Source organism: Streptomyces sp. NPDC049577, from assembly GCF_040675635.1.
Taxonomy (GTDB): Bacteria; Actinomycetota; Actinomycetes; order Streptomycetales; family Streptomycetaceae; genus Streptomyces.
This window is the reverse complement of the sequence record NZ_JBFAPH010000224.1, coordinates 1-10,392: the sequence shown is the minus strand read 5'-3', so window position 1 is coordinate 10,392 and position 10,392 is coordinate 1. Positions and strand designations below refer to the sequence as shown.

Here is a 10,392-nt window from a genome sequence, read left to right as displayed (position 1 = left end):
CGCGGGGCCGGGAGGTGCGGGGCGAGGTGTGGCCCGGGGAGTGCGTCTTCCCGGACTTCACCGATCCCCGGGCGCGCGAGTGGTGGGGCGGTCTGTACGCGGAGCGGCTGGCGCAGGGGTTCGCCGGGTTCTGGCACGACATGAACGAGCCGGTGTCGTTCACGGCGTTCGGCGATCCGTCGTTGCCGCGTTCCGCGCGGCATGTGCTGGAGGGCCGGGGCGGCGACCATCGTGAGGCGCACAACGTGTACGGGCTGGGCATGGCCCGGGCCGGGTACGAGGGGTTGTGCCGGCTGCGGCCGGAGGAGCGGCCGTTCCTGTTCTCGCGCTCGGGGTGGGCGGGCATGCAGCGCTACGGCGGCACGTGGTCGGGGGACGTGGCGACGGGCTGGCCGGGGCTGCGGGCGTCGCTGGCGCTGGTGCTGGGCCTGGGGCTGTGCGGGGTGCCGTACTCGGGGCCGGACGTCGGCGGCTTCACCGGGTCGCCGTCGGCGGAGCTGTACGTGCGCTGGTTCCAGCTGGGCGCGTATCTGCCGCTGTTCCGTACGCACTCGGCGATACGGGCGGGGCGGCGCGAGCCGTGGGAGTTCGGGGCGCGGGTGCTGGAGGACGCCCGGGCGGCGTTGCGGGAGCGGGAGCGGCTGCTGCCGTACTTCATGACGCTGGCGCATCTGGCGCGGCGTACGGGGGCGCCGTACGTGCGGCCGGTGTGGTGGCGGTCGCCGGAGGACCGGGCGCTGCGCGACTGTGAGGACGCGTTCCTGCTGGGCGATTCGTTGCTGGTGGCGCCGGTGCTGGAGCGGGGGGCGGACCGGCGGGCGGTGCGGCTGCCGCGCGGGCGGTGGTACGACACGGCGACGGGCGCGGTGCACGAGGGGCCGGGTCAGGTGCTGCTGGAGGCGCCGCTGTCGCGGATCCCGGTGCTGGCGCGGGCGGGTTCGGTGGTGCCGGTGGCCGGGCCGGAGGGCGGGGTGGAGCTGGAGGTGTGGCCACCGGCGCCGGGTCGTACGGGCGGCGGCGTGCTGATCACGGACCCGGGGCCGGGCTGGGACCCGCCGCGGATGGCGCGGTTCACGACCCGCTGGCGGGACGGTGCGGTGGTCGTGGAGCAGGAGGGGCTGGGAGAGCCGGCGTATCCGGTACGGGTGCGCGCGTAGCCCGGGCCCGGGCGCTCGGTCCGCCGGTCAGGCCCTGGGCAAAGGGGGCGTGCGGGGGGCTTCCCCCGGAGCGCACCCGGCTGGTAAGCCGTTCGGCATGCCGAGAATCGCCGTCCTTCCGCGTGCTCTCGTGCCGCTGCTCGCGGTGCTCGCCGTCGTCGCGCCGGCTCCCGTCGCGCGGGCCGGTGACGCCGCGCCGGAGGCACAAGGCTTCGTGGCGCTGGCCGACGTGGACCCGACGATCCTTCAGGAGATGCGGTACGCGACGCCGCACAACTTCACCGGGCACCGCGTGGCCGGCTATCTGCGGCCGCGCTGTCTGCTCACGCGTCCGGCCGCGGAGGCGCTGCGCCGGGTGCAGCGGGGGCTGCTGGTCCGGGGGTACTCGCTGAAGGTCTACGACTGCTACCGGCCGCAGCGCGCGGTCGACGACTTCGTGGCCTGGGCGAAGGACCTCGGTGACCAGCGGATGAAGGGCGAGTTCTATCCGCGGGTGGACAAGTCGCGGCTGTTCGACGACGGATACATCGCGGCGAAGTCCGGGCACAGCCGGGGCAGCACCATGGATCTGACGGTGGTCCGGCTGCCGGCCCGGCCCACGCGGCCGTATGTGCCCGGAGAGCCGCTGGTGCCGTGCTACGAGCCCAAGGACCGCCGTTTCCCGGACAATTCAATCGACATGGGGACGGGTTTCGACTGTTTCGACACGCTCGCCCACACCCTCGATCCGCGCGTCGAGGGCCGGCAGCGGGCCGACCGGCTGCTGCTGAAGTCCGCGATGGAACGGGCCGGGTTCGTCAATCTGCCCGAGGAGTGGTGGCACTACACGCTGCGGAACGAGCCGTTCCCGGACACGTACTTCGATTTCCCGGTCCGCTGAGGACGGCCCGGCGGGCGGGCTCAGACCGCGGCGGGGCGGCGGGCGTCGGCGGTGGCGCGGGCGTGTTCGACGATCGAGACGAGGACCTTCTTGACGGATTCGCGCTCCCGGGCGTCGCACATGACGACGGGCACCGAGGCGTCGAGGTCGAGGGCGTCGCGCACGGCCTCCTCGGGGTAGCGGTCGGCGCCGTCGAAGACGTTGACGGCGAGGGTGAAGGGGATGTCGCGGCGCTCGAAGTAGTCGACGGCGGCGAAGCAGTCCTCCAGGCGCCGGGTGTCCGCCAGGACGACCGCGCCCAGCGCGCCGCGGGCCAGTTCGTCCCACAGGAACCAGAAGCGGTCCTGGCCGGGGGTGCCGAAGAGGTAGAGGACGAGGTCCTCGCGGAGGGTGATACGGCCGAAGTCCATGGCGACGGTGGTGGTCGTCTTGCCCTCGACGCCACCCAGGTCGTCGACCGGCCGGCCGGCCTCGGTGAGCAGTTCCTCGGTGCGCAGCGGCCTGATCTCGCTGACCGCGCCGACCAGGGTGGTCTTGCCGACTCCGAAGCCGCCGGCCACCAGGACCTTGAGGGTCACCGGGGTGGGGCGGGACCGAAGGCGGCCGGGGTCGGGGCGCCGGAACACCATGGATGCTTCCTCCGATTCACAGACCTTGCGTGTACTCCCCCGGCAGTGATCGTTCCGCACGGGGCGGGGCGACGACAACCCCCGTCGGGGCCGGAGCGTGGTCCGGGCCCCGACGGGGGTGTGCCGCGCGGCGTGCGACGCGCGTAGCCCGCGCCCTACAACGCGCGTAGCCCGTCGATGACCTCGCGCAGGATGTCCGCGTCGGGCAGCTCCGCCGGGGGGACGGGGCGCGAGACGTGGACGTATCCGGCGTCGATCAGATCGCCCAGCAGGACGCGGACCACTCCCACCGGTAGGTCGAGACCGGCGGCCAGTTCCGCGACCGACTGGGGTGCCGTGCGGGTGAGGTCGACGATGTCGAGGTGTTCGGGTGAGAGCGTCTGGTCGGCGACGGCGGGCCCGCCGCCCGTCCCGTCCGTCACCGACTCGTCGGCGAAGACGAGGGCGATGAGGTCGAGGCGCTGCTCGGCGGCGCTGCGGGTGCGGCCCCTGGTCATGGCGTACGGGCGGACGACGGGGCCCGCCGCGTCGTCGTACCAGCGGGCCTCTCCCGGCGGCGGGCCGCCGGGGTGGGGGGTGGCATGGTCTCCGGTCATGCCGGCCGTCACTCGTCGGCGGCCGCGCCGGTACGGGGAGCGGTGGCCAGGTGGGCGCCCACGCGCTTGACGAGCAGGGTCATCTCGTAGGCGACCAGCCCGATGTCGGAGTCGGCGTCCGCGAGGACGGCCAGACAGCTGCCGTCGCCGGCGGCGGTGACGAACAGGAAGGCCTCGTCCAGTTCGACGACGGTCTGGCGCACCTCTCCGGCGTTGAAGTGCCGGCCCACGCCCTTGGCGAGGCTGTGGAAGCCGGAGGCGACGGCGGCGAGGTGTTCGCCGTCCTCGCGGCCGAGGTCCTTCGAAGTGCCGGTCGCCAGGCCGTCGCCGGACAGGACGAGCGCCTTGCGGATGCTGCCGACGCGCTCGACCAGATCGTCGAGGAGCCAGTTCAGCTCACCCTTCCCGGCCCGCGGCCCGGTGTCCGCTTCGGTGGAAGCGTTGCGTATCGCGGCCTTCGGTGCGGTCATCGACCGTCCCCCTCAGTTGTCGTTCCTGGTGCTGTCATCATGTGACGGTTTCGTCTCATGCGTTCCCCCGGTCGCCGCCGGGTGGTTCCTGCGCCCGTCCCCGTTGCCATCCTCGCTGGAGGGCGGCCATGCGGGCGCGTACCTCCTCGGCGTCGCGCTCGGGCGCCGGGGCGGCGGGTTCCCCGGCCGGTCGCTCTTCCGCCGGCGGACGCTGTTTCAGCTGCGGGGCCAGGCTGGCCTGGCGTACCCGCCGGGGCAGGCCCCCGGTCGGCGTGCGCTCCTCCCCGGCCTCGTCGGCGATCCGGGTGGTGGACCGGCGGCGCGGCAGGGGCGCGGGACCGTCGGAGGCCTGGCGGTGGTCGGGCGCCTCGGTGGACACGCCGTCGAAGGGGGAGAGCGCGGGTTCGGCGTCCGTCATCCCGTCCGGCGCGGCCGGGCGGCTCCGGGGCGGCCGGGTGCCGGCCGGCTCGGGCTCGCGGCCGAAGCCGCGCTGCACGGGGTGTCCGCCGGTGTCCTCGTCGCGGTTGTTCGGCGCGGTCTCGGTCAGCAGCGTGGAGGGAATGAGGACGACCGCGGTGGTGCCCCCGTACGGGGAGGGCTGGAGCGAGACGCGCACCCCCTGCCGCTGGGCGAGCCGGCTGACGACGAACAGGCCGAGGCGGTCGGTGTCGGACAGCTCGAACTCGGGGGTCTCGGCGAGCCGGAGGTTGGCCTCCAGCATGGCGTCGGGCGTCATGCCCAGGCCCCGGTCGTGGATCTCCAGCGTGAAGCCGTTGGGCACGCGCTCGCCGACGACCTGGACGGTCGTGTGCGGCGGGGAGAAGACCGTCGCGTTCTCCAGCAGTTCGGCGATCAGATGGGTGAGGTCGGCGACGGCGGGGCCGTTGAGGGCCAGCCGGGGCAGGCGGCGCACCTCGATGCGCTCGTAGGCCTCGACCTCGCCGACGGCGGCGCGCACCACGTCCATCAGCCGGACCGGCTTGCGCCACTGCCGGGAGGGGGCGGCTCCGGAGAGGATGACCAGGCCCTCGGCGTGGCGGCGCATGCGGGTGGTGAGGTGGTCGATACGGAAGAGGTCGGCGAGTTCCTCGGTGTCCTCGGTGCGGCGCTCCATGGCGTCGAGGAGGGTGAGCTGACGGTGCAGCAGGATCTGGCTGCGCCGGGCGAGGTTGACGAAGACGTCGGAGATGCCGCGCCGCATGTCGGCCTGTTTGACGGCGGCCTCGACGGCGGCCCGCTGGAGGGTGTCGAGCGCCTGGCCGACCTGGCCGAGCTCGTCGGGGCCGTAGGTGCGGCGGGGCGCCTCCTTCTCGATGTCGATCTGCTCGCCGGCGGCGAGGCGGCGCATGACGCTGGGCAGGCGCACGCCGGAGGCCTCGTGCGCCTCCTTGCGCAGCCGGCTCAGGTCGCGTACGAGGCCGCGGCCGATGCGGATGGAGACGACGAGGGAGGTGATGAGGGCACCCAGGCCGAGCACGCCGGCGATGGCGGCCTTGATGAGGACCTCGATCGCCTCGGGCTCGAACCGGTCGGCGTAGCCCTTGTTCAGCTCGGTGCCCATCCGGCCGAGGTCGTCCAGGACAGGGGTGACGGCGTCCTGCCAGTGCCGGGCGTCGACGGAGCGGCCGGCGCGGCCGTAGCCGGCGGAGAAGACGGACTCCTCGGCGCGGCGCAGGGCCTCGGCGTGGGCGCCGCGCCAGTAGTCGTCGAGGCGCTCGCGTTCGGCGGCGGGCAGGACGTCGATGCTGACGCGGTAGAGGATCTTGCGCTCGGCAATGCGGTCGGAGGCGGTGCGCAGGTCCTGGCGGCCCGGGCCGCCGGCGGTCAGGGCGGAGGCGATCAGCGCGTCCTCGCGGGAGAGTGCCTCGCGGGCGCGGGCGACGCCGGTCAGGGCGCGGCCCTGCCGGTCCATGTCGGCATCCTGGAGGGCGCTGAGGCTGCCGAAGAAGTCGTAGCAGGGGTCGATGAGTTCGCCGTACGCCTGGAGGGCGGCGTAGCGGGTGATGGTGCCGTCCTCGGCCTTGCGGCGCAGGGCCTCGATGCCGTCGAGGCCCTTCTCGATGGTGCGGAAACGATCCTCCGCGTCGGAGCTGAGCTCGTCCCGGGTGTCGCCGTCGGCGGCGCGGCGCAGGGCGGTGGCGGCCTGGTCGGTGGCGCGCTGCCGGGCGCGCAGACCGGCCAGGGCCTCCGTGCGGCCGGTCCCCTCGGCGGGGAGGGCGAGGTAGACCAGGGTCTGGCGGCGCTCGTTCTCCAGGGCGCGCAGGGTGTTCTCGGTGGGATGGCCGAGCGTGCGCAGCACGTCCGCCACGGTGAGCAGCCGGACGGCCTCGGTGCCCGTGATGACGGTCGCGAAGGCCCACAGGGCGGTCAGGGACACCAGTGGCACGAGCAGCAGCGCCACGATCTTCCGGCGGATCGTTTTCCCGCGAAAGCGCATGGCCTCCCCTACCTCAACCCCGGCCGCCGGGGGTGGTGTTCCGACAGTAATGCGGCGTGAGCCTACTACTGCGGAGGACGTGGCTCGAAGACCAGTGCGGTCCGGTGGGCGGCGTGGGTGGATTTCCCCCGGTGAACGGGAACTTCCGGGGAGTGTTGTGCGCTCTCTTCAGGGGGAATCCGGCAGGGGGGAGGTGGGCCGCCATGGACCGTGACCGGGGGTCCTTGTGGATCGAGGAGCCCGTCGGCCGGCCGCGCATGCCCGATCCCGTGCGGACGGCGGCGGTGCGTGCCGCCCTCGTCCTCTCGGTGACGCTCGTGGAGACGGTGGTGACGCTGCTCTTCGCGCTCTCCGGCTCCTGGCTGGCCTTCCCGGCCCTGCTGTGCACGGTGGCGAGCACCGTGGCGGCGACGTGGGGGGTGCTCGACGTGTGGGTGACGCGCCAGGTGTGGAACCAGCGGCACGGTGTGGTGTCCGTGCCGAGCAGTACGGCCCGCGAGGTGCGCAGGGCGCGCGCAAGGCCTGCGGCTCGCTGATCGGTCGTCCGTCCGCCCCCACGGCGGCGAGCGGGCCGAGCCGGCCGACGGGTCCCGACGGACGTGACGCTCAGCTCACGTGGGGGCTACGGCGCTCGACAAGGACGACATCGCGCCAGTTGCCGCGATGGCGGCCTATCCGCTCACGCGTGCCGATGACGCGGAACCCGGCCCGGGCGTGCAGGGCGAGGCTGGCGGCGTTCTCCGGGAAGATCCCGGACTGCACCGTCCAGATGCCCGCGGCGTCGGTGGAAGCAAGCAGAGCGGTCAGCAGCGCCAGGCCCACGCCGCGGCCGCGGGCCTCGGGGTGGACGTAGACGGAGTGCTCGACGACGCCGGCGTACGCGCACCGGTCGGAGGCCGGCACCACGGCGGCCCAGCCCAGCACCCGGCCGCCGTCGTCGAGGGCGGCCAGGCGGTGGTCGGCGAGTCTGGCGGCGTCGAAAGCCTCCCAGGTGGGTGCGGTGGTCTCGAAGGTGGCGTTGCCTTCGTCGATGCCGAGCTGGTAGATCGCCAGGACCTGGATGGCGTGCTCGGGCCGCATCGGTGAGACGTGTACGCCCGCCGTCGAGATGGTCATGCCGCGGCCTCGATGCCGAGTTCGGCGAGCAGGCCGCGGATGCGGCGCTCGATCTCGTCCCGGATCGGCCGGACGGCCGCCACGCCCTGCCCGGCGGGGTCCTCGAGTTTCCAGTCCAGGTAACGCTTGCCGGGAAAGTACGGGCAGGCGTCCCCGCAGCCCATCGTGATGACCACGTCCGAGGACTGCACGGCCTCCACCGTGAGGACCTTGGGGGTCTCGGCGGAGATGTCGACGCCGACCTCGCGCATGGCCTCCACCACAGCCGGGTTCACCGTGTCGGCGGGTGCGGAGCCGGCGGAGCGGACCCGGACCTTGTCCCCGGCGAGGTGGGTGAGGAAGGCGGCGCCCATCTGGGAACGGCCGGCGTTGTGCACGCAGACGAACAGCACGGACGGGGTGGGGGAAGTGCTCATGAGGCCAGGCTTTCTTCAGCAGGTCGGGCGGGTACGGGGGGCTGCTGCTCGCCGGGCCCGGCGAGGACCTCGTCGCCGTTTGCGGGAGCCGGGCGGCCGAAGCAGACGGCGACCAGGGCCAGGCCGAAGACGGCACCGGCCAGCTGGGCGGCGAGGAACGGGGCGACGGAGGCGGGAGCGATCCCCGCGAAGGTGTCGGTGAAGGCGCGGCCGATGGTCGCAGCCGGGTTGGCGAAGGATGTGGAGGAGGTGAACCAGTACGCCGCCCCGATGTAGGAGGCGACCGCGACCGGTGCGAGATGCGCGCGTCCGGCACGGGCCAGGCCGAGGACGAGCCAGATCAGTCCGGCGGTGGCGACCGCCTCTCCCAGCCAGAGGTGGCCGGCGGAGCGGTCGTGAGTGGAGAAGTGCGCAAGCGGCCTGGCGAACATCGCGTCCGCGACTGCCGAGCCGCCGATCGCCCCGGCGATCTGGGCGGGGACGTACGCGGCGACGTCGCGCAGGCCGGGACCGTCGCCGGTCCGGCGGCCGGTGAACCAGGCAGTGAGCGTCACGACCGGGTTGAAGTGTGCCCCGGACACCGGACCGAGGAAGGCGATCAGCACCCCCAGACCGAAGACGGTGGCCAGGGAGTTGGCCAGCAGCTGGACACCGGCGTCGCTGGTGAGCTCGGTGGCCTGGATACCGGAGCCGACCACCACCGCGACCAGCGCGGCCGTGCCGAGACCCTCGACGGCAGCCCGCCGGGCCAGGGGCGCGCCGGCGCTCATGCGGGGGCCTTCGCCACTGCGGCGGGGATCTGGAGCAGGGCGGACAGCTTGGCCAGGGCCTCGGGCAGCACCCAGTAGTACACCCACGTGCCGCGCCGCTCCGAACCCACCAGCCCGGCCTCCCGCAGCACCTTCAGGTGGTGGGAGATCGTCGGCTGGGAGACGTCGAAGGGGCCGACGAGGTCGCACACGCACGCCTCACCACCCTCGTGGGAGGCGATCAGCGACAGCAGCCGCAGCCGGACGGGGTCCGACAACGCCTTGAACATCCGCGACAGCTCGGTCGCGGCTTCTTCGCCCAGCGGCTCGCGGACCATCGGCGCACAGCAGGCCGCCTCGTCCTGCCCGAGCACCGGCAGACCAGCTTGTTTCGACATATCTCTATGTTGACAGTCATCTAATCCGGTGGCAACGTCGACTGTATCGACAGATGTCGAAACAAGCTGCTTCCTGATGGGAGACCGCCATGTCCCGGGTCCAGCTCGCACTCAACGTCGCCGACCTCGAAGCGTCGGTGGCCTTCTACTCCAAGCTCTTCGGCATCGAGCCCGCCAAGCGCCGTCCCGGCTACGCGAACTTCGCCGTCACCACCCCGCCGCTCAAGCTCGTCCTCATCGAGGGTGAGCCGGGGCAGGCCACCCGCCTGGACCACCTCGGCGTCGAGGTCGCCTCCACCGAGGAGGTCACCGCCGCCACCACCCGCCTCAAGGACGCCGGGCTGGCCACCCTCCAGGAGACCGACACCTCCTGCTGCTACGCGCTCCAGGACAAGGTGTGGGTGACCGGCCCCGGCGAGGAGCCGTGGGAGGTCTACGTCGTCAAGGCCGACGCCGGGCACATGGGCCAGAGCCCCCTCTCCGGCGGCGACGCCTGCTGCGCCGGTCCGGAGGGGAGCACCGAACCCGCGCCGGCCGCATCGGGCTGCGCGTGCGGAAGCTGAGTCGTGGCCCTCGGCGGGCGGCTCGCCCGCGTCCTTGGCCAGGGACGGGCCCGCCCAGCGCCGGCGCGAGCGCGGAGCAGCCCGGTGCCCGGCGCGGGCCACCACCTCGTACAGCCGCCGCTCGGCTTCTCACCGGGAATTCCTGCACCTCATCCGCTCACACCCGCGGGGCCGGGGTTTCGGCCGCCGGGCGGCGGAACATGCGGGTTGCCGTGATCTCGCCGTGTACCTGCTCGGTCTCCGGGTCCTGTTGCGGCAGTCCGGGGCGCAGGTGTTCCTCAACGCTGATGTACTTCAGGCCCGCCCGCAGGTCCGCGTCGTTGCGCAAGCGGATGACCAGCGGGAACTCCGCCAGGGCCGTGGTGTCGAAGAGGCCCGTGGTGTAGAGCAGCTGGACACCGAGGGCGTCGGCGACGGCCCGCTGGAGTTCCAGCAGATACGTCGCGTTGGCGCGCCCGATGGGGTTGTCGAGGAACAGCGTGCCCGCGTGCCGCTGCTTGTCGCGGCCCCGGTCGTTGCTGCGCAGGGCGGCCATCGTGCAGTAGAGCGCGATGGCGGCGGTGAGCAGCTGGCCTCCGGAGAAGACGTCGCCCATCTGCCCGACCGGGACCCGCTCGGCCCGCAGCACGGCGTCCGGCTTGAGGATCTCGACGGCGACACCGCGTGGCAGCAGCGCGGCGCGCACACCGCGCAGCAGCAGGGACATGCCGTCCCGGCGCAGGTCGGAGTTCTTCTTCACGGCCGAGCGGGTGGCCTCGTCGATGACCTCGCCGAGCCGCTCGGTGAGCGTGGACTGGTCGGGGTCGTCGAAGCGGATCCGCAGGAACTCCTGGCCCGACCACTCCCCCAGTCCCTCGGGCAGCCGGGAGAGCCGCTGTGCCGAGCGGAGGGTGGTCAGCGAGGACTCCACCAGGCCGCGCAGCCGGTCGACGATGCTGTCGCGGTTGCGCTCCAGCTGCTCCAGTTCGTCCGTCAGGACAC

General features: G+C 73.2%; 12 protein-coding genes and 1 pseudogene. 4 read left to right on the top strand and 9 right to left on the bottom strand.

All coding sequences use genetic code 11. The features are described from left to right. The coding region (locus AB0K09_RS22960) for a glycoside hydrolase family 31 protein (protein WP_366067250.1) at positions 1 to 1,157 on the top strand (1,157 nt) is incomplete at its 5' end. Between the two features lie 97 nt (positions 1,158 to 1,254). Next, entirely contained in the window at positions 1,255 to 2,037 is a 783-nt protein-coding gene (locus AB0K09_RS22955; RefSeq protein WP_366067249.1) for a M15 family metallopeptidase, read from the top strand. 20 nt (positions 2,038 to 2,057) lie between these two features. On the opposite strand, the gene AB0K09_RS22950 is transcribed toward AB0K09_RS22955, so the two are convergent. The 4 genes from AB0K09_RS22950 to AB0K09_RS22935 all read right to left on the bottom strand — a co-directional run bounded on the left by AB0K09_RS22950 (position 2,058) and on the right by AB0K09_RS22935 (position 6,169). Further along, entirely contained in the window at positions 2,058 to 2,666 is a 609-nt protein-coding gene (locus AB0K09_RS22950) for an ATP/GTP-binding protein (RefSeq protein WP_366067248.1), read from the bottom strand. Positions 2,667 to 2,821: 155 nt separating this feature from the next. Continuing rightward, positions 2,822 to 3,262, bottom strand: a complete 441-nt coding sequence (locus AB0K09_RS22945) for a DUF742 domain-containing protein (protein WP_366067247.1) — start codon at positions 3,260 to 3,262, stop codon at positions 2,822 to 2,824. Between the two features lie 8 nt (positions 3,263 to 3,270). Continuing rightward, positions 3,271 to 3,732, bottom strand: coding sequence for a roadblock/LC7 domain-containing protein (locus tag AB0K09_RS22940; protein ID WP_366067246.1), 462 nt, complete (start codon positions 3,730 to 3,732; stop codon positions 3,271 to 3,273). A gap of 55 nt (positions 3,733 to 3,787) precedes the next feature. Beyond that, the gene (locus AB0K09_RS22935) at positions 3,788 to 6,169 is read right to left on the bottom strand and encodes a nitrate- and nitrite sensing domain-containing protein (protein ID WP_366067245.1); all 2,382 of its coding nucleotides are present in this window, start codon (positions 6,167 to 6,169) and stop codon (positions 3,788 to 3,790) included. A 203-nt stretch (positions 6,170 to 6,372) separates the two neighbouring features. On the opposite strand from AB0K09_RS22935, the gene AB0K09_RS22930 reads away from it, so the two are divergent. After that, the gene (locus AB0K09_RS22930) at positions 6,373 to 6,705 is read left to right on the top strand and encodes a hypothetical protein (protein WP_366067244.1); all 333 of its coding nucleotides are present in this window, start codon (positions 6,373 to 6,375) and stop codon (positions 6,703 to 6,705) included. Between the two features lie 70 nt (positions 6,706 to 6,775). Here AB0K09_RS22930 and AB0K09_RS22925 read toward each other — a convergent pair whose 3' ends face one another. From AB0K09_RS22925 to AB0K09_RS22910, 4 genes are read right to left on the bottom strand one after another with little or no spacing between them, the layout of a single operon-like run. Next, positions 6,776 to 7,285 (bottom strand): N-acetyltransferase family protein, encoded by a 510-nt coding sequence (locus AB0K09_RS22925; RefSeq protein ID WP_366067243.1) that lies wholly within the window; start codon positions 7,283 to 7,285, stop codon positions 6,776 to 6,778. Continuing rightward, the gene (locus AB0K09_RS22920; RefSeq protein WP_366067242.1) at positions 7,282 to 7,701 is read right to left on the bottom strand and encodes an arsenate reductase ArsC; all 420 of its coding nucleotides are present in this window, start codon (positions 7,699 to 7,701) and stop codon (positions 7,282 to 7,284) included. The genes AB0K09_RS22925 and AB0K09_RS22920 overlap by 4 nt, the downstream gene beginning before the upstream one ends. Beyond that, positions 7,698 to 8,471, bottom strand: coding sequence for an MIP/aquaporin family protein (locus AB0K09_RS22915; protein WP_366067241.1), 774 nt, complete (start codon positions 8,469 to 8,471; stop codon positions 7,698 to 7,700). The genes AB0K09_RS22920 and AB0K09_RS22915 overlap by 4 nt, the downstream gene beginning before the upstream one ends. Further along, positions 8,468 to 8,848 carry a metalloregulator ArsR/SmtB family transcription factor gene (locus tag AB0K09_RS22910; RefSeq protein WP_366067240.1) on the bottom strand — a complete coding sequence of 127 codons (381 nt, stop codon included), beginning with the start codon at positions 8,846 to 8,848 and terminating at the stop codon, positions 8,468 to 8,470. The genes AB0K09_RS22915 and AB0K09_RS22910 overlap by 4 nt, the downstream gene beginning before the upstream one ends. 89 nt (positions 8,849 to 8,937) lie before the next feature. Between AB0K09_RS22910 and AB0K09_RS22905 the strand changes: the two genes are divergently transcribed. Continuing rightward, positions 8,938 to 9,411: an ArsI/CadI family heavy metal resistance metalloenzyme gene (locus AB0K09_RS22905; RefSeq protein WP_366067239.1), complete on the top strand. Its 474-nt coding sequence runs from the start codon at positions 8,938 to 8,940 to the stop codon at positions 9,409 to 9,411. 157 nt (positions 9,412 to 9,568) lie between these two features. On the opposite strand, the pseudogene AB0K09_RS22900 reads toward AB0K09_RS22905, so the two are convergent. Beyond that, positions 9,569 to 10,392, bottom strand: a pseudogene (locus AB0K09_RS22900) (hypothetical protein); the annotation flags it as partial.